The 24,817-nt window shown below is 59.2% G+C and carries 27 protein-coding genes; 10 read left to right on the top strand and 17 right to left on the bottom strand.

The features are described 5' to 3' along the window. Positions 1–80: 80 nt before the first annotated feature. The 15 genes from ACLHZ1_RS02780 to ACLHZ1_RS02710 all read right to left on the bottom strand — a co-directional run bounded on the left by ACLHZ1_RS02780 (position 81) and on the right by ACLHZ1_RS02710 (position 10,458). Entirely contained in the window at positions 81–284 is a 204-nt protein-coding gene (locus tag ACLHZ1_RS02780; protein ID WP_427260885.1) for a hypothetical protein, read from the bottom strand. Then, positions 281–2,404, bottom strand: a complete 2,124-nt coding sequence (locus tag ACLHZ1_RS02775) for a hypothetical protein (protein ID WP_427260884.1) — start codon at positions 2,402–2,404, stop codon at positions 281–283. Before ACLHZ1_RS02775 ends, ACLHZ1_RS02780 begins: the two co-directional genes overlap by 4 nt. A gap of 203 nt (positions 2,405–2,607) precedes the next feature. After that, on the bottom strand, positions 2,608–3,102 hold the full coding sequence (locus tag ACLHZ1_RS02770; RefSeq protein ID WP_427260883.1) for a hypothetical protein: 495 nt from the start codon (positions 3,100–3,102) through the stop codon (positions 2,608–2,610). Between the two features lie 2 nt (positions 3,103–3,104). Further along, a complete protein-coding gene (locus ACLHZ1_RS02765) occupies positions 3,105–5,435 on the bottom strand; it encodes a replication endonuclease (protein ID WP_427260882.1) in 2,331 nt (776 codons plus the stop codon). A 37-nt stretch (positions 5,436–5,472) separates the two neighbouring features. Then, positions 5,473–7,173, bottom strand: a complete 1,701-nt coding sequence (locus ACLHZ1_RS02760) for a DNA cytosine methyltransferase (RefSeq protein WP_427260881.1) — start codon at positions 7,171–7,173, stop codon at positions 5,473–5,475. Then, positions 7,166–7,417, bottom strand: coding sequence for a hypothetical protein (locus tag ACLHZ1_RS02755; RefSeq protein WP_427260880.1), 252 nt, complete (start codon positions 7,415–7,417; stop codon positions 7,166–7,168). Before ACLHZ1_RS02755 ends, ACLHZ1_RS02760 begins: the two co-directional genes overlap by 8 nt. Beyond that, on the bottom strand, positions 7,414–7,950 hold the full coding sequence (locus tag ACLHZ1_RS02750; RefSeq protein ID WP_427260879.1) for a DNA methyltransferase: 537 nt from the start codon (positions 7,948–7,950) through the stop codon (positions 7,414–7,416). The genes ACLHZ1_RS02755 and ACLHZ1_RS02750 overlap by 4 nt, the downstream gene beginning before the upstream one ends. Beyond that, a complete protein-coding gene (locus ACLHZ1_RS02745; RefSeq protein ID WP_427260878.1) occupies positions 7,947–8,375 on the bottom strand; it encodes a hypothetical protein in 429 nt (142 codons plus the stop codon). Before ACLHZ1_RS02745 ends, ACLHZ1_RS02750 begins: the two co-directional genes overlap by 4 nt. Then, complete coding sequence (locus ACLHZ1_RS02740) at positions 8,372–8,581, bottom strand: hypothetical protein (RefSeq protein ID WP_427260877.1); 210 nt, start codon at positions 8,579–8,581, stop codon at positions 8,372–8,374. The genes ACLHZ1_RS02745 and ACLHZ1_RS02740 overlap by 4 nt, the downstream gene beginning before the upstream one ends. Positions 8,582–8,583: 2 nt before the next feature. Continuing rightward, positions 8,584–8,769, bottom strand: a complete 186-nt coding sequence (locus ACLHZ1_RS02735) for a hypothetical protein (protein WP_427260876.1) — start codon at positions 8,767–8,769, stop codon at positions 8,584–8,586. Then, positions 8,766–8,939, bottom strand: coding sequence for a hypothetical protein (locus ACLHZ1_RS02730; protein ID WP_427260875.1), 174 nt, complete (start codon positions 8,937–8,939; stop codon positions 8,766–8,768). Before ACLHZ1_RS02730 ends, ACLHZ1_RS02735 begins: the two co-directional genes overlap by 4 nt. A 2-nt stretch (positions 8,940–8,941) precedes the next feature. After that, positions 8,942–9,118 (bottom strand): hypothetical protein, encoded by a 177-nt coding sequence (locus tag ACLHZ1_RS02725; RefSeq protein WP_307765945.1) that lies wholly within the window; start codon positions 9,116–9,118, stop codon positions 8,942–8,944. Between the two features lie 68 nt (positions 9,119–9,186). Beyond that, positions 9,187–9,645, bottom strand: a complete 459-nt coding sequence (locus tag ACLHZ1_RS02720; protein ID WP_427260874.1) for a hypothetical protein — start codon at positions 9,643–9,645, stop codon at positions 9,187–9,189. A 10-nt stretch (positions 9,646–9,655) separates the two neighbouring features. Beyond that, on the bottom strand, positions 9,656–10,165 hold the full coding sequence (locus ACLHZ1_RS02715; RefSeq protein ID WP_373969397.1) for a phage regulatory CII family protein: 510 nt from the start codon (positions 10,163–10,165) through the stop codon (positions 9,656–9,658). Between the two features lie 29 nt (positions 10,166–10,194). Next, the gene (locus ACLHZ1_RS02710; RefSeq protein WP_240453161.1) at positions 10,195–10,458 is read right to left on the bottom strand and encodes a hypothetical protein; all 264 of its coding nucleotides are present in this window, start codon (positions 10,456–10,458) and stop codon (positions 10,195–10,197) included. Positions 10,459–10,548: 90 nt separating this feature from the next. On the opposite strand from ACLHZ1_RS02710, the gene ACLHZ1_RS02705 reads away from it, so the two are divergent. From ACLHZ1_RS02705 to deoD, 10 genes are all read left to right on the top strand, one after another. Further along, a complete protein-coding gene (locus ACLHZ1_RS02705) occupies positions 10,549–11,265 on the top strand; it encodes a LexA family transcriptional regulator (protein WP_427260873.1) in 717 nt (238 codons plus the stop codon). A gap of 51 nt (positions 11,266–11,316) precedes the next feature. Next, positions 11,317–12,369 (top strand): site-specific integrase, encoded by a 1,053-nt coding sequence (locus tag ACLHZ1_RS02700; RefSeq protein ID WP_427260872.1) that lies wholly within the window; start codon positions 11,317–11,319, stop codon positions 12,367–12,369. A gap of 263 nt (positions 12,370–12,632) precedes the next feature. Next, entirely contained in the window at positions 12,633–13,985 is a 1,353-nt protein-coding gene (rlmD, locus tag ACLHZ1_RS02695; RefSeq protein ID WP_427260871.1) for a 23S rRNA (uracil(1939)-C(5))-methyltransferase RlmD, read from the top strand. A 726-nt stretch (positions 13,986–14,711) separates the two neighbouring features. Continuing rightward, positions 14,712–15,485, top strand: coding sequence for a TatD family hydrolase (locus tag ACLHZ1_RS02690; protein ID WP_427260870.1), 774 nt, complete (start codon positions 14,712–14,714; stop codon positions 15,483–15,485). Positions 15,486–15,710: 225 nt separating this feature from the next. Then, positions 15,711–16,985, top strand: a complete 1,275-nt coding sequence (locus ACLHZ1_RS02685; RefSeq protein WP_427260869.1) for a NupC/NupG family nucleoside CNT transporter — start codon at positions 15,711–15,713, stop codon at positions 16,983–16,985. 121 nt (positions 16,986–17,106) lie between these two features. Next, positions 17,107–17,277, top strand: coding sequence for a XapX domain-containing protein (locus tag ACLHZ1_RS02680; protein WP_042002084.1), 171 nt, complete (start codon positions 17,107–17,109; stop codon positions 17,275–17,277). A gap of 388 nt (positions 17,278–17,665) precedes the next feature. Then, a complete protein-coding gene (gene deoC / locus ACLHZ1_RS02675; RefSeq protein WP_427260868.1) occupies positions 17,666–18,439 on the top strand; it encodes a deoxyribose-phosphate aldolase in 774 nt (257 codons plus the stop codon). A 104-nt stretch (positions 18,440–18,543) separates the two neighbouring features. Beyond that, entirely contained in the window at positions 18,544–19,875 is a 1,332-nt protein-coding gene (gene deoA / locus ACLHZ1_RS02670; RefSeq protein ID WP_427260867.1) for a thymidine phosphorylase, read from the top strand. A gap of 14 nt (positions 19,876–19,889) precedes the next feature. Further along, a complete protein-coding gene (locus ACLHZ1_RS02665; RefSeq protein ID WP_427260866.1) occupies positions 19,890–21,098 on the top strand; it encodes a phosphopentomutase in 1,209 nt (402 codons plus the stop codon). A 77-nt stretch (positions 21,099–21,175) separates the two neighbouring features. Next, a complete protein-coding gene (gene deoD, locus ACLHZ1_RS02660; protein WP_427260865.1) occupies positions 21,176–21,892 on the top strand; it encodes a purine-nucleoside phosphorylase in 717 nt (238 codons plus the stop codon). A 274-nt stretch (positions 21,893–22,166) separates the two neighbouring features. Here deoD and ACLHZ1_RS02655 read toward each other — a convergent pair whose 3' ends face one another. Beyond that, entirely contained in the window at positions 22,167–23,108 is a 942-nt protein-coding gene (locus tag ACLHZ1_RS02655) for a DUF2950 domain-containing protein (RefSeq protein ID WP_427260864.1), read from the bottom strand. Then, positions 23,108–24,784: a DUF3300 domain-containing protein gene (locus ACLHZ1_RS02650; RefSeq protein ID WP_427260863.1), complete on the bottom strand. Its 1,677-nt coding sequence runs from the start codon at positions 24,782–24,784 to the stop codon at positions 23,108–23,110. Before ACLHZ1_RS02650 ends, ACLHZ1_RS02655 begins: the two co-directional genes overlap by 1 nt. Positions 24,785–24,817 lie beyond the last annotated feature (33 nt).

Raw genomic sequence — 24,817 nt, 5'->3', positions numbered from 1 at the left:
GGCATTAATCTGGTTCAGCCGAACAGCTTCAAATCGGCTTTATGACTATCTTTCATTACATCAGAAAAAAACTGGTAATATCAATCCTCAGACGTGGGACTACTGTGGTTACTATTCGAAATGTAGTCGGCAGCCTCTTGCTCGCTGCCAAATGGATTTCCAGTTTGCGGGTTTACTCTGAGTGAACCAAGCCCATCTATATACCAACCTTGTTGAATACATAGTTCATCTGCTTCGTCTTGGTTTACGTAAATTGGATATAAATTGGTTTCAATTTTATTCATTTTGCGCTCTCTTTAGCATTGATGAAATTATCTTTGTACCAGCTATTATAACTTGATAAAAATCCCTGTACTTCTGCTGGGTCGCCATGATTGTTTGCATCATATTCTAGCTCGCTGGTGAGATCGTGATAGGCAATCGCAAGATCGGTAGCTAGATTATTATGACTGGCTGGAACGATTTGAGCTTGAAGTCCTGCGGCTAACAGGTGATTTCCAACAAGTATCTCGGCTGGTTCGTTATCGAAGCCAGGAAGGTAATCCCATCGCTCATGATTTTCCAGAAAATCCCATATGCTCGCATAGGCCTCCATCGCATCAGGAGAGGCTATGGCAAACTGGTCTCCAGCGCCCATAATATCCACATAGTGGACAAGTATTCTATTTCTATTTTCTATTACGTCCTGCACATAGCTTTTAAGTTCAGGTATTTTGATCTGTAAATCAGGTCTTATTCTAATAATTGCGTCATATTTGAAACCGCATTCAAGCTCATGTGATTTACGCAGATCATCGCATGCCTTTATCTTATAGAACATCTTTGCTTGATTAAAGGTTCTTGCGAACTTTAATGATTGACTAATATTTCTGTTATCTAAGAAGTTCTGCTCCGTCTCTATAACGCATTTCTTAACATCTATGATCTTTTCAATCCAAGATGGTGTCACTATTGTTTCAATTGGTGTAACTAATTTTCTTGATGTGGTAGGGAATCTTGCTGAGAACGCTGGTGTTTCCCGTAAATGAGCAGGCAAATCATTGGTAAGCTTAGAGCCTATGAATCTGTGGATGTGCCGAAATCTTGGCAGAGTACATTGTGCTTTATCCCATGTATGGACAAACACGTCCGCACCTAGAGGCTCAACTATATTCGAGAAGATATGTGGCAAATTTGTCTGGGCACTACGCAATTGACCTGAAATACATACGGCAATTTTTGGCGAGTTAACCTTTCTGGCGCGGACATATGGAGATGGAAGCCGAAGTGCTTCAAGAACGGCTGGGCTGCTACAGCTTTTCAGCACAGAAAGGCTGAAATGTGCTGCTCGCACATGTTCATTTTTCCAAGTTAGAATGTTGGCAGCCCTAATAGCTTCAAGCTGTGCTTGTTCAACTGATGAACCGCCTGATATTTGTGTGCAAGTGAAAGACTCGGACTTAAATCCTATAAGGTCCTCTAGTCTTATTTTTAGTTTTATATATGCACTATTTTCAATTTGGAGATAGTTGTCTACAAGCGCGGCATACGCTTGTTCGTATTGATATGAAAAGAAACTGGCCCTGATGTATAAAAAGGCGTATTCCAGTTTTCCCGGGAAAATACGATAGGCAAGTGTTCTGAAGAATACTACGCGCTCACTTCTCTCACTCTCTGTAGGCAGTATCTGTGTTGCTACATCAAAAAAATCCACCTCACAAGACCCACATCTATAAAGAAGCCAGATTCCTGTTATAGCTAAATCTGTTTTTCCTTCGTCTAAAAGTGAGGTTATGTCTTGGGTTCCGGATTCTGACCGCTTAGTGTGATTCCATTCTTCAACCAGTTTTTCCCAAGACTCTTTTTCACGGCTTACACGGTTTTTGAAATGATTTATGTCTTTGTCTGGGAAGCTTTCCATTTCAATTATTCTTGATGCTGACTGGAAATCCTTCAGTTTCAATGCGGCATCAACAGCAGATTTCAATGAAACACTATCAGAGGCAGCAACAGGGTGCTCGTTGAAAACCGCAAGAGCTTGATCCGGCCGACAGCATTGCAGGTGGAGAGTTATTAACCGCTGAATCAAAAGGACGCCTGGTCCCAAGTTACTGATTGCTAAATCTATTACTTCGCGAGCATCTGCAAACAGCTGAAGCTGTTTAAGCCCGTCATGATGTGCGAGCGGTCCCCGTAATCGGCTAGGCCAGATAGTTGATATGTGAAGGCCTATCGCGGCAACAACCACCCAGTTGGATTCGCTGGATGCTACACCAATGGCGGCTTCGCATTCCTCAATACTGGTGAGTGTATGTTTATAGCCTTTGGCGATTTTCGTAATCAGCGCTGTTGTATGGTCTCTGCGTATGTACGTGTAACTCCCTGCTTTTGAGGGCTGCTCGGGGGTTCTGCTTGTGACCTGCATCAGGGTTCTCTTCTTAGTACTAGAAAAATACTGTGCATAGTACCTGACTGAGAGCGAGCGACAAAGGAGCGGATGATGCATGAGCTGACTTCCCGTAGTAGAGTGTGGCTATTCATGCGATGATTTTTCATTCGTAGTCACCAGTGCGATAAACAATCGACAATGAGCAAGCTACACTGCTGCAAGTAGAGCTTGTCGAATGTTCATTCTCCTGATGTGGTGTTCTGTCGATGGTCAGCCACTACCTGGTGCAGTGCCGGCCGGTATGTTGGGTTGAGCTGTGTGGCAGCACCCGGGTTGGCGCGGTCGATGGCGCTGCCCGGGGCGATAAAGAGGGTGCGGCCGGTGACGGCGCACCGGATGGTTCCGCTCTGGTCGATGGCCACTGGGGTCAGTCCGTCCACGATATGGCGGCGGCCAACCGAGCGGCCATCAGCTGTCAGCACTGGCACGGTGGGGCGGCTGGACTTGGCCTGAAACGGGTTCGGCACCTCGGCGGCGATGGCCGGCAGGGCCAGCGATACGGGGCGAGGGTGACGGCGGCGCAGGATGGCGCAGGCCACGGCCTGCTGTTTGCCCTTTAGCATCCCCACCCACTGGCTGATCTCGTTGGCTGGCCAGCGCTGCTGGAGAATGCAGGTCACCCGGTTATCCAGGCGGCGGTACTCTTCGCGGCTGACGGTCTGTTTGCTACTCATGTTCATGCCCACTCCTCGCTGTAGTCGTCCTGTTCCTGCATCCATTCCGGTGCATCCAGCCCTTCCAATACCCGCCACATCTCGGACTGATAGGGCTGCGGCAGCATCTCTATCCAGCGGTACGCCCCGGCATGGCCCTGCGCCTGGTAGACCTTGCCGCAGAGCTCAACCAGCATCGGCCAGTCCTCATCGCCTTCCGGTACCGCATACTCATCCGGCTGGCCCTGTTCGGCTGGCACCTGGCCTTCCGGTTGCCAATCCGGCTCGCTCGGGATCGCCCGGCTCGACTGCACCTGGCCGTTCTCCAGCCAGAGGGTGAAGCCGTCCGAGCTGACGCTGGCGCCTGCCCGTAAACGCCCGATGGAGAAGGGAGATAAACCCCATTGCTCTGCCATCAACTGATCCGCGAACGCCTCAGGATCCGGCTGCGTACAGTTATTGTCAGAGCTCCAAGGAGCCGGGCTGTCGCCCGACTGAACACCTACACCCCAACCCGAACCCCCGGCGGCCTTGGCGGCCTCATAGGTGCCTGCTGGTACCACTTCCCACCCTTGCAGGCGGGTCTTGATACCCAGGCGAGCGGTGTGCAGCCCCATCAGGCGCTTGATGTCTTCGCCGTAAGCGTTGGCCTGCTCCTCGATGAGGTGGGCCAGCTTGATAGGGTGCTCGGCGCGGGTAGAGAGGGCCCCGCCCATGGCTTCGAGGTAGCAGCGGAAGATGCCGTTATCGGCGGCATAGCGGGCGGCCTCAAAGCGCGGGTCTTGCAAGACCGGCTTGGGTGGCCCCACTAGATCGCCGTGCTTCTTGGCGTTGCTGATGCGGCGCAGCTCACGCCATACCCCGACAGGGGCGCCGCCGATCTGCTGGAAGGTGCGGATCCCCCACCACGCCGCCCAGGCGCAGGCATGCTGGGCACCCTGGTCTGCCTTGGTGCCCGCTTCTTCATCACCATCCACATGCTCGCCGTCGATGTTCTTGGCGATATAGGCGGCGATGTAGCCGGTGGCGTCCCCCTTGGACGGGTCGATCTCCTTCCAGTCGAAGCGCGGGGTAAAGTCGGTGAATGGAATTCCCAGGTTGTTGCGCTCCAGCTCCTGCCGATCATCTGTCAGGGCATAACGCTGCAGAGTGTCGATCACCCCATTCCGGTCGCATTTGCGCATAAACAGCAGCATGTGCCAGTGCGGCGTGCCATCGTGGTGCGGCTCACAAACCCGGAAGCCATAGATAGGCATGCCCCAGCGCTTCAGGTATGAACGGGCCCGGCTCCATAGCTGGCCCAGATAGGCGCAGGTGTCGCGCGGGGTAGCGCCCTGGTACTTGTCATTTTCGATGGTCTTGCCGTTGCGGCCCGTCTTCCAGGCATGGAAGCGGCTCGGGGCTGTCCAGGTGAAGAACACCCCCACATGGCCCTGCTCCTCGGCGTAGTCTTCAAAGCCGCGCATGCGGGTCATCATCTCGGCGCGGCGGTTGACCGGGTTGGCATTGCTCGCTTCCCAGCAGTCCTTCATCGAGACAACCAGGTCGTGCTGCTCGTTCATCACCTCCGACTCGGCCAGCCAGCGCATCATGGCCCGCTTGCGCTCGCGCACCACCTTCATGGTGGCGTTCGAGACGTAGGCAGAGACCCCCTTGCGCACCTTGCCCAGCAGAATGGCGATGTGCTCTTGCAGCCTGTCCCAGCAGCGGTTGATACGCCTTTCCCACCACTTGGCAGATAGCAGGCGCACCATCACGCTCAGGATCCAGTTATCCCTGGCCTCTTTGGTTTTGAAGTCCGGCATCCTGCCGATGAATCCCCACTGGTCTGCTGGCTGCTTGATGGCGTCCCATGTCGCCATCAGATCCAGCTCACCGGCTGCGGCGTTCTGTTCGATGTTCTTCCAAATGGCGGCAGTCTGGTTGGCGAACTGGTTGGCCACCCGCTTGCGCCCGTCATCATCGCGTAGCTGCTGGGCATCGACCGGCAGGGCCATCACCAGGGAGCGGACCCACTTCACCCGTTCCCGCAGCCAGATGTTTGCGCTGCGGCAGTTGCGGGTAGTGCCATCTTTGCGGCGGCGCACGTACTGCTTGAACAGCACCTGGGTGAACTGCATGGAGAGGCCATCGAGCAGTTGCACCGCCCAGACCAGATCGGATTCACCAGGGGCACCGACAAAGGCGGCCTCCAGCTTGGTGCCCGGCATGGCATTGGCGAGGGCATCGATACGGGCCTTGAGGGTCTTCTTGGATAGCGGCAGCTGGTTGCGTTTTGGCGTCGGCAGGCGGCTGATGGCAAAACCAAGATGGCCAGCCTCGGCGGCTGGCCCTGTTTTTTGTTGGTTGGTCATTGGTGATTGTTACCCGGAGTCTTGAGGGTGTGTCTTTTCATGCCGCCACCTCCTGCGCATCTGCGCACATCTCTGGCAAGTTGGCGCGAACCAGGGCGGCCGCGACGGGCGGGCATACTGCATTGCCGCAGCGGGCAACCTGGGCGACCTTGGTGAACTTCTTGCCGCTGGCGTCTCGATCGATGACATACGTGTCCAAGAACCCCTGAGCAGGGAAAAGCTCATGGGGCTCCAACATCCGCATCCCGATATCGACGATCTGGTAATCCTCGCCGCGCACGGTGACCAGACCGAATCGGTCCCGGGTGGTCACGGTATGCAGTGGCTCAGAGCAGGGGATGGTTGAGTCTGTGCCGTAATACTTGAGCAGGAACGCCCGCACCTCGCCGATGTGCAGCCCCCCGGCGGTGACGGTGGGCATGGGCTCGGTTACTGGCTGGCCGTGCTGGCAGGTGCCGCGCAGTTTTACCAGGTGGCTGGTGACCAGTGCATTGTGGTCAACAGTGGTCACGGTCGGCAGCGGCTGGGTCAGCTCGGCACCCACGACGCCTGTGTAATGCTTGGCCAAGAAGGCGGTCACCAGCTGACTCTTGTCGGCCTTGGCCATCACTGTGCCCAGCGGGTCTTCCACTGACTGGCCGACAGAGTTGCCGAACTGGCGGGCGATGACCGGCGCCACCAGGGCGAAGTGCCCCCCTTTAACCTCGGCGCAGATGGTACGCAGCGGCTCATCCGCAGGCATGTTGCGCTGATGACTGGCGTTGGCATGCTCAGTGATGAAGGGGGCAAGTTGTGGTTGCACCAGAGCAAACCCTGGGGCTGCGGTGACTGTCTGTAGAGGCTCATGGAGCCCTTGACCACGGAAAGCATCGTAGACAGTGCGGTTGCTGGTGTGATTGCACTTCACGATGAACGGCTCGGCGGCGTCGATGACGAACCGCTCCACCCCCTTGGCAATCCGGCGCATCGTAGCCTCGGCAAGTGGCCGCTTAACGTTGAGCCCCTGGGCTTTGGCTTCTTCCTTGGTGAGGAAGATGCTAGGGCACGGGATTGACCAATCGATGATGTCAGCAGCGGTCCGCCACGGCAGCAGCTTCCCGTCCTTCACCTCAGCACTTGCGGGGTCGCCATGGGTCGGCTTTGGCCACACGATGGGGGCGCCATCACGGCGAGCGATCAGGAACAGGCGCTTGCGGATGGTAGGGGTGCCATAGTCGCAGGCACGCAGCTCCCGCCACTCCACCTTGTAGCCCTGGCGACGCAGGGCGTTGATGAAGCTGTTGAAGGTGCGGCCCTTCTTGGCAGGGTCAGGGCGAGCGTTGCCCTCAGAGTCGATCAACAGCGGGCCCCAGGTCTGAAACTCTTCGACGTTCTCCAGCATGATCACCCTGGGGCGTACCGTGGCGGCCCAGCGCAGAGTGACCCACGCCAATCCCCGGATCTTCTTGCTGACCGGGGTCGAGCCCTTTGCCTTGGAGAAATGCTTGCAGTCAGGTGACAGCCAGACGAGCCCGACTGGGCGGCCCGCCACGACGTCGCGCGGCACGATATCCCACACCGATTCGCAATAGTGCTCGGTCTCGGGGTGGTTGACGGTGTGCATGGAGATCGCGTCTGGGTCGTGGTTAATGGCGATCTCCGGGCTGCGACCCAGCGCCATCTCGATCCCGGTAGACGCCCCGCCGCCGCCTGCGAAGTTGTCCACCACGATCTCATTGAAGAGGCTGTAGTTACTCATGTGCAGACAGCTCCCTGATGTTGTTCCGGCATGAGGCCAGCGCATGGCGGGCATGCCTCGCCATCTTTCTGGCTGCGACACACTGGCGCAGGGTGAGGGATACCGTGCAGCGTGGGCGAGGTGATAGCCGACGCATTGCCAGCAGGTCGCGCTGGTAGCTGCGCAGGCGGGCCTCGTCGCCCATCATGGTGTCGAACCATCTATCCACACGGGTTTGCAGGTCTGCGATCAGGCGGTGGCTCATGCTGCCTCCTCTACAATCAGGTGGCTCAGACCATCCGGCAGGGCAACACGGTTCCCTCTGTCCCAGATAAACCAGCAGTATTCGCAGGAGTCGGAACCGCCGCCCACGAACCGGGGGCGTGGCACCAGGATCGGGGTCTTGTTCGGGAATCCGATTTCAGCCCAGAACGGCACCCGCCGCTTGCTGCCGAGGAAGTTCACCCGTTGCAGGTAGATGAGCGTCCCGTCCGGTGCGAGTTCGGACAGACTCTTTCTCATGAATTCCTCGGTGAGGGAAAACGGCGGGTTGGTGATGATGACGTCGAACTGGCTGCCAAAGTCCCAGTCCAGGTAGTCACGGCCATGGCGGATCTCGGCCCACTCCTTCTGACCATCAGGTAGTGGGACGGCGTCATAGATGTTCCCCTCGGCGCGGCACGGTTCCATAAAGGTGTCGCCCTGGCGGAACTTAATGTGGCGCATCAGCGCAGCCACGGCGCTGCTTGGAGTTTGGTAGAGCTCGCGCTCGATGGTGTTGCCGGTCGTGCTGCTCATGCCTGATATTCCTCGTCGTCGCTGTCTGCATTTGACTCGCGGCTGGCCAGTGCCAGCACCCCATACATCGCCAGCAGCAACACTGCTGAGCGAGTGACAACCAGATCCTCACGCCGCAGGCCATCACCCTGGTTCAGCTCTGCCAGCAGTTGCACGACTAGCTCGCCGGTGTCCTCGAAGGCAGCCAGCCGCTTGCTCAGCTCGTCGGCTGACCTGTAGCCAATGCAATGAGCAGCGGCCGACATGGCGACCATGCTGGTGTTTACCTCACCGACAAGCGGCTCTGGGAGCGAATCGCCGTTTACACCGACCCAGTCGCTCAGGCTGGCGGCGGTGGTTCTGACCACCCCATACAAATCCAGCACAGCCATCTCTGCTGCCAGACGGGCCCGCATTGCCATAGGGTTTACATAGACTTCGCTCATTCCTCATCCCCCATCACTGAGTCGTCATCGAGCAGATCCGCGGGGCGGCTAGTTACGACCAGCTGCACCTGGATGTACTCATCCCCTGAATAGAGCTCGCCCAGGGCGATGCGGTTTGTCTGCTCAGTGCTTGCCAACAGCTCGGTCAGCAGCGGCAACACGGCCCGCTCTGCCCGCTTGGCGATATGAATGGCGTCGATGCTCATGACTAGGCCCTCCGGTTCATGGTGTGGAATAGCTGGTGCCAGCGCAGTTGCAGGCGGGCCTGCTCACGCAGATTGCGGCCCTCGGGGCCGCGCTTGGTGGTGTAGGTCTTCGCCCTGATGCGGTGCGGCAGATCGGCCAAATCTGCCATGGCTGCCTGCCGGGTGATGGGGTGGAACAGCTTTTTCATGCCACCCCCTCGATGATGCTGATGGCGCCTGAGAGCATGCGCTCCATGCGGGCATACCCGTTCTGGCCGCGCAGCCAGGTGGTGCCGCAGTTGGTGTAACCCTGCTGCACCAGGTAGGCGCTGGCGGCCTTGATGGTCGGTTCGGTGTGACGCGTGATAACAGCAGCCATGATCAGATCCCCCCACGGCTGTTGACGCATGACCAGACTGCACGCCAGGCCATGGCGGCCGGGCGTTCTACTGCATGGATCAGGTCAGGGCTGGAGTTGTAGCGTTGACCCGTGCGGGCCAGCTTGCGGTTTTGCAGGCGCAGGTTGCGCACTGTGTCGAGAATGGCTAGAGTTGGCATGTCGATTTTCCTAGTCGATAAGTGACTGATGAAAGCCCCGCGGTGTTCCACCACCTTTGCGGGGTTTTTTATTGCCCGATTGCTCGCGGGCCGCTTTGTGTCATCTGGTTGGCGGCCATGACGGCGCGCTTCATGCGCAGCTTGGCGGCGCGTTCCTTCTTCTCTCTCTCGATATCCCCGATGGGTCTGGCCACTGGCGCCGGGTGCCACACCTTGGCGTCACAGCCGCCGCGAAACTCCCCTTGGTACTCGAGCGCGATCACCGCCAGCCTTACCGCCTCGCGTTGTGCATGGGGCAGGGCGGACAAGGTGGCGGTCATCAGCTCGCCTCTTGGCTGGCGGGCAATGGCACAGATGGCCGCTTTCTTGGCCTGGCTCAGGGCCAGCCAGTCGGTGTCCAGACTGGAGCGCGTTTTGCCGAACAACTCCCGCAGGATCTGGCAGCCGGCGGTGTTCATGGCCACCTGCTCCAGCGGAGTCAGGCCCGCGAGGTTGCGTTCGTCGTGGTTGATTTGCTTCTCTTGCATGGGTTTCCCCTTACATGGTCATGGTTTGCATCAGGATGTCTGATGCGCAGGCGACGGCCGGCACAGCCTGAAAGCGGGCCTCGACATCGTGGATGAGTAGTGCCAGGGACCCCATGGCGGCGGTGGCGACACTGATGATGGTGTTGCGTTCGGTGCGGGTGACCCGTCTCCGTTCTGCCAGCTCCACCGCACGCAGGCCGATACTGGCAACGTCAGCGTTGAGGCGGATCGCCTGGTGTGGTAGGGATGGCGCCCGGTCGGCGCTGGGGATGGCGATGGCCGTCAGGCCGCACTCCATCAGCATGCCGTCGATCAGGGTTTCGTCCCCGTCGGTGGCGTGGTAGAGCGCGATGAGATCAGCCACGGTCAGGTGATGCGGTTGGTCGGGGTTGAGTTTGTTTCTCAACACCTGGGCGTCGATGCCGGCCAACGGGGCAATCGCGCTGACCTCGTGATTAGATTTGAACCTGCTGCATGCAGATTCGAGGTGCGGGTGTTTGCAGTCGCTACTGATAAACATGGTTCTCGCTCCAATGAGTGCCATAGTGATCAGGAGGTTGCAGGGAGGTAGGCGGCTGCAGCGGCTTTGTGGTAGAGCGCGACCATGTTGATCAGGACGCGGTGCTTGGGGCCTGCCTTGGGCATGATTTGAAGTTCACCGCAGGCAATCATTTTTCTGACCGTACCTACAGGAATGCCGGTATCGGCGCTATAGCGCTCGATGGTTTTGACTGGTGTGTCGATCTGAAGTGCAATCTCTGACATGATAGAAACCCTTTCACCTATTGCTATTTGCTGTTCTTGGTTGCTCATTGCTTTCTGGCGATTGCATGATTGATCCAAAAAAAGCATTGGTCAAGTGGGTGTCTCTCTATTCTCACTAAAACTTGATGGTAATGACTAATGAATGGTGCGCGCTTACAGGAGATTGCATTCAACCAGTCTGATTTCGTGAAACGGCTTGAAAGGATAATCGGCAATGAACCATTGCGGGCTTTCGCACGCAGGGCCGATATGACTGATGGCGGGTTAAGACGTTATCTACATGAGGGGACCATCCCCCCAGTTGATCGCGCTCTCAATCTGGCGCGTGCGGGAGGCGTCACATTTGAGTGGCTGGTATTTGGCATCGGTGACACTGGAAGCAGCACTGGAACGAATCTACCCACTTCGCCAGCCTCTGGTGTTCAAAGCTCTCTTTTAGCCGATGAGTTCACCACGATTCCCGCCTATCAGGTGTTTGCGAGCGCAGGGCATGGCGCCAATATCACAGACGAAGCACTGGCCGAACCGATGGCGTTCCGTACCGACTGGCTGCGCCGTGAAGGGTTTGACCCGGCCAAGATGGCTGTCATCCGGGCCAAGGGCGACTCGATGGAACCGACCATCAATGATGGCGATGTGATCCTGGTGCGATTGAAGAATGGAGAAGCCCCCCGCGATGGGCTCTATGTGCTGCGCCTCGATGGCGGCCTGTTCGTCAAGCGCCTGCAGTTCGACCTGGGCGGCGTGCGCATCATCTCTGACAACCCCCTGTATAAATCCCGTGACCTGAGCAAAGCCGAGCTGACCGAGCTGGATCTGGTTGGCCGCGTGGTCTGGGCCGGTAAGAAATTCTGATGGCAGTTAGAGATAGCGAAGGCCAGGCAAAGCAGGTGGTGGTGTACAGCCATGTCGGTTCGTAAAACAGATCACAAGACAAAACCCTGGCTGTCTGAAATTTACCCGGATGGCCGAGATGGGCCCCGTAAGCGCAAGCGCTTTGCCACCAAGGGGGAGGCGCTGGCGTGGGAATCCCACATGCTCACCGCCAAGCCCTGGCAACAGACAGAAGCAGTGGCCGTTACCGGTGATGAGCGGCGGCTGTCAGACCTGGTTGCCGCCTGGTTCGGACGCCACGGCCAGACCCTGGCTGACGGCGAACGTCGGCGGGACAAGTTGGTGTGGCTGTGCGATGCACTGGATAACCCCATTGCGACCGAGTTCACCTCCGAGCACTTCTCTGCATACCGCGAGCGCCGTCTGGCTGGTGAGCTCTATGTGCCTGGGCAGCGCAAGCAGGTGACGCCGACCACTATCAACCGGGAGCAGCTTTATCTGCAGGCGGTATTCAATGAGCTGGCACGCCTGGGAGTGTGGAGCGGCGGTAACCCGCTGGCCGACCTGCGCCAGTACAAGGTGCAGGAAAGCGAGCTGGCCTATCTCTCCCAGGATGAAATCGAGCAACTGCTCGATGCCTGCAAAGAGCAGCGGGATCTGTGGCTCATTGTGATGCTCTGCCTCTCGACCGGTGCTCGCTGGTCCGAGATTGAGAAGGTCAGCCGCGCCCAGATCGGCATGGGCCGGATCACCTTCACCAAGACCAAGGGCAAGCGAAACCGGACTGTTCCCGTTGCTCCCTGGTTGCTGGCCATGCTGCCCCGGCGAACTGGCCGCCTGTTCGATGATTGTTATGCCGACTTCGAGAAGGCGATCAGACGGGCTGGCATCAAGTTGCCCGCTGGGCAGAGCACCCACGTTCTGCGCCATACCTTTGCCAGTCACTTCATGATGAACGGCGGCAACATCCTGGTGCTACAGCGCATCCTCGGCCACACCGACATCAAGATGACGATGCGCTATGCCCACTTTGCCCCCGATCACCTGGAAGATGCGGTGCGTCTCAACCCGATCACTGCGCTAAAAAATGGCGACAAAGTGGCGACCGAGGCCCCTTACATCTAGCGATATTTAGCCATATTGCTTTTTCCAGCCCCTTTGAAATTAGTAACTTATTGATTTAAAAGGCATCCCATCGGTTTCAAAATCCGCCGTAGCAATACGTGTCGGTTCGAGTCCGACCCCGGCACCATCATCAAACCAGCTCACATGCTGGTTTTTTTGTGCCTGCAATTTGGCCGGATCTCCGCTAAACTCTGCCACCCTTTATTCGGGGTCGCCGGGTCAGCCCTGCTTCCACCCTTTCTTCTATGCCTTCGGAGCCGCTCATGCCGTTAGTGGGACACCAACATCAGATCGATATTCTGGAACTGACCGACAAGGGGGATGGCAAGGGTCGCCTGTTCGATCGCCCGCTGTTTGTCGAGGGTCTGCTGCCCGGTGAGCAGGCGCTGGTCGAGTTGACCGAGGTCAAACCGAACTATCTGCACGGCAAGCTGGTCGAGCTGACCCAGCCGTCCGCCGACAGGGTCGCCGATTTCTGCCCCAACACCGAGTGCGGCGGCTGCCAGGTGCGGCCGCTGGCCTATCCGGCCCAGCTCAAGCTGAAACAATCCCTGGTGCAGAGCGCGCTGGAGCAGGTCGGGCTGGGTGAGACCCAGGTCAACACCATCCTCGGCATGGACAGCCCGTTCGCCTACCGCAACAAGGCGCAGTACGCCGTGCGTGGCAGCGAGGCGGGGGCCGAGATCGGCTTCTACCGCAAGCACTCCCATGATCTCATCACCGCCGACGACTGTGGGGTGCAGGACTCCCTGCATGTGGAGCTCAATGCCCGGGTGCGTGGCTGGATGCGCGCGCACGACATCGCAGCCTATGACGAGGTGGCCCACACCGGCTGCGTGCGCAACCTGATGACCCGCAAGGGCTTCAAGAGCGGCGAGCTGATGGTGGTGCTGGTGACCCTGGGTGAAGAGCTGCCGTTTGAAACCGAACTGCTGGCGTGCTTAAGCGATCTGCCCATCACCACGCTGGTGCAGAACATCAATGACGAGCGCACCAACCGCATCCTGGGAACGAGCAACCGCGTGCTGCTGGGGGAAGGGGTGATCCGCGACAAGATCCACGAGCTCGAATTCGAGATCTCGCCCCTCTCCTTCTTCCAGAACAACCCGAGCCAGACCGATGTGCTCTACTCCAAGGCGCTGGAATACAGCGAGCTGACCGGCAACGAGACGGTGTTCGACATCTATTGCGGCATCGGCACCATCTCCCTGTTCCTGGCGGACAAGGCTGCCAAGGTGGTGGGTATTGAGTCGGTGGAGAGCGCCATCAGCGACGCCCGTCGCAATGCCGCCCTCAACGGCATCGAGCACACCGAGTTCCATGTGGGCAAGGCCGAGCAACTGATGCCCGAGCTGCACGCCCAGGGGGTGACCGCCGACGTGGTGGTGATGGATCCGCCCCGCAAGGGTTGTGACAAGGCGGTGCTGCAGACCCTGGTGGCCATGGCGCCGCGCCGTCTGGTCTATGTCTCCTGCAACCCCCAGACCCTGGCCCGGGATCTCGCCTGGCTGGTCAAGCAGGGCTTCGTGCTGGACGAGGTGCAGCCGGTGGACATGTTCCCGCATTCCATGCACGTTGAAGCGGTTGCCCGCCTGAGCCTGCCGACCAAGGCTTGATCGTCGCTGGGCATGTTCCCCCTCGCGTCATGCAGATGGAGCGGTCGCCTGCCCGCGAAAGGCTGAGCGTGCTACCTCGCCATGAGGGCATGGCATTAGCCAGATGGCTCTGATAAAAAACGACTCCAAATGGAGTCGTTTTTTATGGTCGGCAGGGCGCCTGAGATGAGCATTCGTTTGGCCGGGGTGGAGGATGCCGCCGCCCTGGATCACTTCTTCCACAACGGGATCGAAAGACCCGCTTCATGCGGTTCGAGGCGGGGAAGTGCCCTCAGATGTCGAGGGGCAGCGCCAGCGTTTGGGGACGAGCAATCAGCGGATGGGGCTGCTGTTGCCGCTCAGCGAGCCATGATGCCGCTGGCACGCCAATTCTTGGCCAGAGAAGAGGCATGAGGCAGGCTGATGGACCGACACAGTGGAGCAAGGAGCAGACCATGAAGCAGAGGTTGCTGGCCTGGCTGGCCCGGTATGATGCCTGGTCACGGCGTTGGGGGCTGGCCCCGGAGTATGGCCGTTGTTGCACGCCCAGGCGTGACGAGGCTCGGGCCGATCGCGGCGAAGAGACAAAGGCGTGTGGGGAAGCCGCCGAACGGTGCACGGCCGAGCGGCAGAGGCGCCGGTGAGCCGCTATGATGCCCCGGGCCTGCGGGGCTAAACTCAAACCTGTCGCGGCCCATCCCTTGGTGGTGGCCACACTCTTTCTTCATATAGCGAGTCCTATGTTCCATGCCCTTGTTTGACAGCCATTGCCACCTCGACGCCCCCGAGTTTGATGCCGACCGTACCAGTCTGCTGGCCGAATGTCGCCTGCGCGGCATCACCGGCTTCATGGTGCCCGCCATCGGTGCCGACAACTGGCAGCGGGTGATGGCGCTCTCGGCCGGGGAGCCCGATATCTGCTTCGCCCTTGGGGTCCATCCCTGTTTCGTGGCGCAGCAACCCCCGGACGTGATGGCCCGGCTGGCGGCGCTGGTGCAGCAGCGGCCTTCGGGGCTGGTGGCCATCGGCGAATGCGGTCTCGATGGGCGCTCCCACCTGCCTCAGGCGGGTCAGCAGGCGCTGTTCGAGGCGCAGATCAGGCTGGCCATGACCCTGGATCTGCCGCTCATCGTGCACTCGGTGCGGGCCAACGACACTGTGCTCAAGCTGCTGCGTCGCCACAGACCCGGTCGGGGCGGCGTGATCCATGCCTTCAGCGGCTCCCTGCACCAGGCCGAGCGCTTCTGGGAGCTGGGGTTCAGGCTGGGGATTGGGGGCACCATCACCTATGAGCGGGCCAACAAGACCCGGGAGGCGGTGGCCGCCATGCCGCTTGAGTCTCTCTTGCTGGAGACGGATTCTCCCGACATGCCCCTTTGCGGCCATCAGGGCATGCGCAATACCCCTCTGTCCCTGCTGCGGGTGCTGGATGAATTGGCCGCTATCAAACGTTTGCCTGTCTCGCATGTTGCTGCGGTGTTATATGAATCCACTCAAGATATTTTCCATCTCGGCAAATAGATATTTAACACCTTGATAACTCTGGGTGAGTTCGGGGTGAAAAAAATGCCGGATAAAAATCGTTTGCGGTCTAATTTAACGCCAGTTAGCCGATTTGATGCTTACGAAATGTGACCGCCCTTATACTTTGTCGCGAGCCAGTTAGTATAATGCGCACCCTTGATTGATAAGTTTGGGACACAACTTATTAACAAGTTGGAAGGTGCTACTACGAGGAAGATAACAATGAGTTTGATCATGGGTCTGGTAGGGATGGCAACGCTCATCCTTATCGCGGTGCTGTTTTCCAGCAACCGCAAGGCAATCAATATACGTACCGTGGCAGGTGCGTTTGTTATTCAAGCAGGTCTGGGGGCATTCGTTCTGTATGTTCCGGTAGGCCGCGATATTCTGGTCGGCGTATCCAGTGCCGTCTCCAGTGTTATCAGCTATGGCCAGGACGGTATTAATTTCCTGTTCGGTGGCCTGGTCAGCGACAAGATGTTTGAAGTATTTGGTGGCGGTGGCTTCGTATTTGCCTTCCGTGTTCTGCCGGTCATCATCTTCTTCTCCTCTCTGATTGCCGTGCTTTATTACCTGGGCATCATGCAGCTGATCATCAAGCTGCTGGGCGGTGCACTGCAGAAAGTGCTGGGCACCTCCCGCACCGAATCCCTCTCCGCGACGGCCAACATCTTCGTCGGTCAGACCGAAGCGCCGCTGGTGGTACGTCCCTTCATCGGCAAGATGACCGACTCCGAGCTGTTTGCCGTCATGTGTGGTGGTCTGGCCTCCGTGGCCGGCTCCGTTCTGGCCGGTTATGCTGCCATGGGCGTCAAGATGGAATACCTGATCGCCGCCTCCTTCATGGCTGCCCCGGGTGGTCTGCTGTTCGCCAAGTTGCTGGTGCCGGAAACCCAGAGCCCGAACTATGACGAAAACAGCGCCGATGGCGACCTGGACGACAAGCCTGCCAACGTGATCGATGCCGCCGCTGCCGGTGCTTCCTCCGGTATGCAACTGGCCCTGAACGTCGGCGCCATGCTGCTGGCCTTCATCGGCCTCATCGCCATGATCAACGGCATCTTCTCCGGTGTGGGCGGCTGGTTCGGCTACCCGCAACTCTCCCTGGAGCTGCTGCTGGGCTGGTTGTTCTCCCCGCTGGCCTTCCTGATCGGTGTACCCTGGAGCGAGGCGACCGTCGCCGGTTCCTTCATCGGCCAGAAGCTGGTAGTGAACGAGTTCGTGGCTTACCTGAACTTCGCCCCCTACCTGAAAGATGAGGTGTTGATCAACGGCGTGGCCATGTCCGACCACACCAAGGCGATCATCTCCTTCGCCCTGTGCGGCTTCGCCAACCTCTCCTCCGTTGCGATCCTGCTGGGTGGCCTGGGCTCCATGGCACCGAACCGTCGCGGCGACATCGCCCGCTTCGGTCTGAAAGCCGTACTGGCCGGGTCTCTGTCCAACCTGATGTCTGCTACCATTGCAGGCTTCTTCCTGGCCCTGTCCGCCATGTAACCGCGGTCAGACAAGCCTTAAGCCGAACGCCACAGCAGATGCTGTGGCGTTCGCATTTGGGGGGCTGACAACCGTTTTCCTCCCTAGACTGATGAGAAAGCGTGAGTCACACGGAGGTGTTATGAACGAAGTGCTACTGGCCATGGCGGCCGGCTTCATCGTCGGCTTGTTGTTTTCCTTCCTCAAGTTGCCGATCCCGGCCCCCCCGGTATTGTCCGGGGTGATGGGGATCGTAGGAGTCTATCTTGGCGGTATCGCCTACTCCTGGTTAGTGACCCGTTTCTTCTCTTAGGGCGGGATGAACAGGCGGATTTGCCCGGTGTGAGATACCCCTGGAATTGGCAAATCCGGCTTGCAAACAGGGGGTATCTCGGCTGAAATAGGCATTGCCAGCAGGGTGCTGGCATTGACTAATACCCACATGAAGTGGGTGTTGGCGGTCAAATGGAATTGATTGGGAAGTCGGGTCTGCGGTTGTCGGCCTTTCTCAAGTCTTCATGGAACCAAGTCCGCACTTTTGTAAGAAAGTGACAGGGCTCTTGCCTTATTTACAGTCTATTGCCCGTGCAGTCGCACTGTATTTCCATGCCCTCAAGCTGAGGTTGAACCTGTCAGCAAATGGCGTTGTCGCAGCTGACATGTCCCCTTGTCGGGCTTAATCAAAGACTTTGGAGAATATCATGACCGATCTGAAACTGGCCGCCCAACGCGCCCTGAACCTGATGGACCTGACCACCCTGAACGATGACGACACCGATCAGAAGGTGATCGACCTGTGCCACAAGGCCAAGTCCCCGGCCGGCCTCACCGCCGCCGTCTGCATCTATCCCCGTTTCATCCCCATCGCTCGCAAGACCCTGCGTGAGATCGGTGCCGCCGACGTACGCATCGCCACCGTGACCAACTTCCCCCATGGCAACGACGACATCGAGATCGCCGTGGCCGAGACCCGCGCCGCCGTCGCCTACGGTGCCGATGAAGTGGACGTGGTGTTCCCGTACCGCGCCTTCATGGCCGGCAATGAACAGGTCGGCTTCAGCCTGGTCAAAGCGTGTAAGGAAGCCTGTGGCGACAAGGCGCTGCTGAAAGTGATCATCGAGACCGGCGAGTTGAAGGAAGAGGCGCTGATCCGTCGCGCCTCCGAGATCGCCATCGACGCCGGTGCCGACTTCATCAAGACCTCCACCGGCAAGGTGCCGGTCAATGCGACCCCAGAAGCCGCCCGCATCATGATGGAAGTGATCAAGGCCAAGAACCCGAAAGTGGGCTTCAAGCCTGCTGGTGGCGTGAAAGACGCCGCCGTGGCCGGTCAGTACCTGGCCATGGCCGAAGAGATCCTCGGCAAGGAGTGGGTCTCCCCGCGCACCTTCCGCTTCGGCGCTTCCAGCCTGCTGGCCAGCCTGCTGGCGACCCTGGGCCACGGCGAGAAGCCTGCCAATACCAGCGGTTACTGAGTTGATGAGGGGGCGAGTCAGGTTCGCCCCTTGATGCCCGGTCGCAAGGGCCGCGGCAAGGATTCAGCCTTGAGTAACGCCAGCATTGGCGGAGGGAATGAAAGATGTTTTTGCCTCAAGAGATTATTCGCAAGAAGCGCAACGGTGAAGCGCTCAGTACCCAGGAGATCCAATTCTTCGTCCAGGGCATCACCAACAACACCATAGGCGAGGGGCAGATAGCGGCCCTGGCCATGGCGGTCTACTTCAAAGACATGACCATGGATGAGCGGGTCGCCCTGACCTGCGCCATGCGCGACTCCGGCATGGTGCTGACCTGGGATCACCTGAACCTGGGTGGCCCCATCGTCGACAAGCACTCCACCGGTGGCGTGGGTGATGTCGTCTCCCTGATGCTGGGCCCCATGGTCGCCGCCTGCGGCGGCTTCGTGCCCATGATCTCCGGCCGTGGCCTGGGCCACACCGGCGGCACCCTGGACAAGCTGGACGCCATCCCCGGCTACCAGACCTCGGTCGACAACGATCGCTTCCTGAAAGTGGTGAAAGAGGCGGGCGTGGCCATCATAGGCCAGACCGGCGATCTCGCCCCGGCCGACAAGCGTATCTATGCGGTACGGGACATCACGGCCACCGTCGAATCCATCGCCATGATCACCGGCTCCATCCTCTCCAAGAAGCTTGCCTCCGGTCTGGAAGCCCTGGTGATGGATGTGAAAGTGGGCTCAGGCGCCTTTATGCCGACCTTTGAAGCCTCCGAGGAGTTGGCGAAAAGCATAGTGGCCGTGGCCAACGGTGCCGGTTGCCGTACCTCTGCGCTGCTGACCGACATGAACCAGGTGCTGGCGTCCAGCGCCGGCAACGCAGTGGAAGTGCGTGAGGCGGTGCGCTACCTGACCGGTGAATATCGCAACCCGCGTATCCACGAAGTGACCATGGCGCTCTGTGCCGAGATGCTGATCTCCGCCAAGCTTGCCAGCGACGAGCAAGACGCCCGTGCCAAGCTGCAGGCGGTGCTGGACAACGGCAAGGCGGCCGAGATCTTCGGTCGCATGGTGACCGGCCTCGGTGGTCCTGCGGACTTCATGGAGCGTTACGACGCTTATCTGCCCAAGGCCGGCATAGTGCGCCCCGTGTATGCGACGCAGAGCGGTTTCGTGACCGCCATGGATACCCGCGAACTGGGCCTGGCCGTGGTCGCCATGGGCGGTGGTCGCCGCGCCGCCGGGGACAAACTCGATTATGCGGTCGGTCTGACCGACTTTATCCGCCTGGGGCAGAGCGTCGAGGCTGACAAGCCGCTCGCGCTGATCCACGCTCAAACAGAAGCCCAATTTGCCGAGGCCGCCCGCATGGTGCAGGCAGCCATCAAGATCGGTGACACCCGACCCCAGGCGCTGCCCGAGGTTTACCGTCGCATCGGTCTGGCCGATTTGTAACAGGGGGAAGACCCATGAAACGTACCTTTATTCTGATGATGGACTCCTTCGGTATTGGCGCTGCCGCCGATGCCGACAAGTTCGGAGATGTGGGCGCCAACACCCTTGGCCATATCGCCAAGGCCTGCGCCGCCGGCGAAATCGAAGGCCGTGGTGCCCTCAAGCTGCCCAACCTCAACAAGTTGGGTCTGGGCCACGCAGGGGAGCAGGCTTCCGGCTACTTCCCGGCAGGCTTGCAGAAAGATATCGAAGTGGTCGGTGCCTACGGCTTCGCCCAGGAGCTCTCCTCCGGCAAGGACACCCCGTCCGGTCACTGGGAGATCGCCGGCGTGCCCGTCTTGTTCGAGTGGGGCTACTTCCACGATCACCACAACAGCTTCCCCCAGGAGCTGCTGGACGCCATCGTCGAGAAGGCGGGTCTGCCCGGGTATCTGGGCAACTGCCACGCCTCCGGTACCCAGGTGCTTGATGACTTGGGTGAGGAGCATATGCGCACCGGCAAGCCTATTCTCTACACCTCCGCCGATTCCGTGTTCCAGATCGCCTGCCATGAAGAGACCTACGGCCTCGAGAAGCTCTATGAGCTGTGCCACATAGTGCGCGAGCTGCTGGAGCCCTACAACATAGGCCGCGTCATCGCGCGTCCGTTCGTGGGCACTGGCAAGGGCGACTTCAAGCGCACCGGCAACCGTCACGACTACTCGGTGCTGCCGCCGGCGCCGACCGTGCTGGATTACATGAAGGATGCGGGGGGCCAGGTGGTCTCCATCGGCAAGATTGCCGACATCTATGCCCAGCAGGGCATCACCAAGCAGGTGAAGGGCACGGGTCTGAGCGAGCTGTGGGACAGAACCCTGGAAGAGGTGAAAGCCGCCGGTGACAACACCATCGTCTTCACCAACTTCGTGGACTTCGACTCCTCCTACGGTCACCGCCGCGACGTCAAGGGCTACGCCGATGCGCTTGAGTATTTCGACTCCCGCCTGCCGGAGCTGTTCGAGATACTGCAAGATGGCGATGTGGTGGTGCTGACCGCCGACCACGGCTGTGACCCGACCTGGAGCGGCACCGACCACACCCGCGAATACATCCCCGTGCTCTTCTACGGCAAGCCGGTCAAGGCGGGCTCCGTCGGCCGTCGCGAGACCTTAGCCGACATCGGCCAGAGCATCGCCGCCTACCACGGTCTGCCCAAGCTGCAATACGGTACCAGTTTCCTGTAACTGACCCGCCCGCCACTTCGGCGGCGGGCAATTTTATAAAACAATAAAACTCAACCTAGTGTGAAGGAATCAAGAGAATGGCAACTCCTCATATCAATGCAAAAGATGGCGCCTTTGCTGATACCGTACTGATGCCGGGCGACCCCCTGCGTGCCAAGTACATCGCCGAGACCTTCCTGGAGAACGTCGAGCAGGTGTGTGACGTGCGCAGCATGCTCGGCTTCACCGGCACCTACAAGGGCCGTCGCATCTCCGTCATGGGCCACGGCATGGGCATCCCGTCCTGCTCCATCTATGCCAAAGAGCTGATCACCGACTACGGCGTGAAGACCCTGATCCGCGTGGGCTCCTGCGGCGCCGTGCGTCAAGACGTCAAACTGCGTGACGTGGTGATCGGCATGGGTGCCTGCACCGACTCCAAGGTCAACCGTCTGCGCTTCAAGGATCACGACTTCGCCGCCATCGCCGACTTCGATCTGGTGGCCAATGCCGTGCAAGCCGCCAAGAACAAGGGCACGCCGGTGCGCGTGGGTAACATCTTCTCCGCCGACCTGTTCTACACCCCGGATCCCTCCATGTTCGACGTCATGGAAAAATACGGCATCCTGGGTGTCGAGATGGAAGCCGCCGGCATCTACGGCGTGGCCGCAGAGTATGGTGCCCGTGCACTGACCATCTGCACCGTCTCCGATCACATCCGTACCGGCGAGCAGACCACCTCCGAAGAGCGTCAGCTGACCTTCAACGACATGATCGAAATCGCGCTGGACTCCGTGCTGCTGGGCGACAAGTAATCCCCATTCACATCATGCAAAACGGCGACCCTCGGGTCGCCGTTTTTTTATGCTTCATTTGGGAAGTCAGCCCGGAGGGCCAGGTGCGCCGTCTATCCTTTCTGGCTGCGCACAGCGAGAGGCGAGGCAAGGGTTGGCAGATCCGCAGATCGACAACGATGTCCTTTCTGTTGGCCGACGACGGGACCGGCTGGCCCCGCATCCCCTCCTGTGATCTCAATCACGCCGCTCTGGGCCCCTGCTATTCGCCAAGATCCTATGGTAGATAAAGACCCTAATCACCCTCTTGGCTAACCACCAGCGACCAGCTCTTGTCGGGATCGAACAGCTGGATCGCCTCAACGACCGTTGCCGTGTCTGCCCCCAGATCTTTTTGATAAACCCGCCCCTCGTGATTCACCATGAAGGTCATCACCCCGCTGTTGGCATAATCGGCCGGCCAGGCGATCAGGGCGACACCGTCTCTTAACAGCCCTTCGACAAAGTACTCTTTACTCCCCCCATTGGCCGCGGCTCCTTGGGCATACAAGATACGGTAGTAGTAGCCATGATAGGGTGTGCGTTGACCGACCACGGCCTTGTAGCCCTCTGCGGCGGCACTGACGACCTCCTCTCCGGCCGGGCTTGCTGGTTCACCCTCGCCCACAGGCCAATAGAGTCCATTTTGTTGTCCTGCATCACTGCGTAGTTTGGCCGCAAAGAGTCCCGCAGTTTGGCCATCATGCCCCACGGCGGCGTACTCTATCTGCGCGTCGATAAAGCCGCGGCACACCGCAATCGCCCCCAACTCATTCCGACCGATGCGGCGATAGGCGATCTCTTTGGCACCTGCGGCGCCATCGAGATACCACTTGCCATCTGCGGCCACGAGGGGGATGGGCAGTGGCCAATCCGACTCCCCCACGACCAGGATCATTTTATCCTTACCGTCGGCCACCAGTTGGTGCTTGCTCTTGAAGCTCGCGACGAAGGCGGTGCGATCATTGGCATCGGCCACCTCATCCCCCGAGGTGATGGCCTCCTCACTATTGTCGCCGAGCAACAGCGTCAGTGCGGTGACATCGTTCCGCTCCAGGGCCGTGATCAGGGCCTGCACCGCCTCATCCGGGGTGGCGAAGGTGCGTTGCGCCATGGCGCTTGCGTCGCAGGCAACGGTCAGGGCCAGCAGGGCCAACCCCCATGAGGGGGCCCAACTCCATTTCAACAAAGGCTTCATTATCGCGTACTCCGTCTGGGTTGAGTGTTGCGCCCGGCCCGCGAGCTGCTCGCCACGCTTTCGCGGCCACGTTGGCTGGCGGCGCGCTCGGTTCTGCCCGAATTCTGCACCCCTTGGAAGGCACTCTTTGAGGCAGCAGGCGATCTGCGTGTCGCCGTCTGTGTTGCGCTCTTGCTGTGGGTAGCGCGTGGCTGGACATAGCCGCGATCACGAGCCCCAGCGGTCTGTGGCGTGATTTGCTGCCGCTTGACCTTGTCTCCTGCGTAGTTGCCCTGGCGCGGCGTGCGTTGAGCCACATTCGCCTCCCTGCTCACCTGTCTAGCGTCGCGTATTGCCTTGGCAGTTTCGCTTTTGGGCTGGCGGTTGGCTCCCGCATAGCTCCCCTTCGGCGCTGTTGCGCGAGCCTCCCTGTTCACCTCATTGACTGCGCGTGGTGCGCCGGCGTATTCGCTTTTAGGTTGGCGATTGGCCCCCGCATAAGTCCCCTTAGGTGTGGCATCTCGTCGGCCCCCAGCATCGTTATTCAGCGAGCGTGGCTCCAGGGTAGCCAGCTCAGCACGCTGGGGGCGCGCCGCTGTGATGGGGCTGTCGGCCTGGCGCAGGTAGTTATTGGGGCCGCGCTCAAACTTGTTGAAGTAATCGTTCCCCTTGGCATTGATATAAATATTGTTGTTGGATCCCCGCTGATAGTTGGCCGGACGGTTGTAGCCATTGGCGGGACGAAAACCATTGCCATAGTTGGGGTTATAACGATAGGGAGCGTAACCGCCGGGATAATCGGATCCCCACCGCGGGTAATAATAATCGCCCTCATCATCGTCGTCGTTGAAGACCTCGTTGACCAACATGCCCGCGCCAAAGGCGAGCAAGCCCGTCAAGACCATATCACCGCGGTCGTACTCATCCTCGTCGTCATCATGTTCTACCACTGTCGTGGTCGTTGTCGCAGGTGCGGTCGTTGTCGTGGTTTCTGTGGTCACCGCTGCCGGGGCTGGCCCGGCAGCTGGCGCGCTATAGACGGCGGTTGGGTCGTATTGCGGGACGTAAACGACGTCAGGGTTGGCAGGCGCAATGGTGACGATCTGCTGATTGTTCTGCTCATCCTTGGCCACTTTCATCTGCTCTGAGTCTTTCAGGTTGCCCACCGCCATCGCCTGTTGACGCAGGCGCTGAACGGCTGCCAATACGCCCGGTTCATCGGCCAGGAAGGCGCTGCCGAGCTCAGTCGTCCACTCCATCTTCAGGCACATCATGTCCATGACGGTTGGGAAGTGCATCAGCGACATGGTGGGCGGCGTAAAGCCCAGCGGCGCAATGGCTGCGGTCAGCTCTTTCCCCTTGAGATCGGGGTGGGCGACCAGCCAGTTGCCGGCATCGAGCACCTCTTGCGGATTGGTGGCGCTGGCCAGCACCTGAGCCAATACCGCATCAGGGTAAAGGGCTACGGGCGCAAGCAGGGTCTCGAGAGCCTCTGGGGTATATGTCGATGCTTGTGTGTTAATCGGCTGAGGCTGCGTTTGCGGTGCGACCGCAGCGCTGGTTGTGCTGGCGGCCGAGGCCACGTTGGGCGGAACATTTTGCGTGACGGCAGGCGGATCCTCTTTGCAGGCAGCCAATACCGTGCTGAGGGCGATCACGGCCGCCAGCGCGCTACGGCGAAATAGGGGTTGCTTCATGATCTTGCTTCCTTCTGCTGGAGTGGCTGATGC

This window comes from Aeromonas sobria, assembly GCF_050266975.1.
Classification (GTDB): domain Bacteria; phylum Pseudomonadota; class Gammaproteobacteria; order Enterobacterales; family Aeromonadaceae; genus Aeromonas; species Aeromonas sobria_B.
Note: the sequence above shows the minus strand (reverse complement) of the source record. Positions and strands in the feature narration are given on the sequence as shown.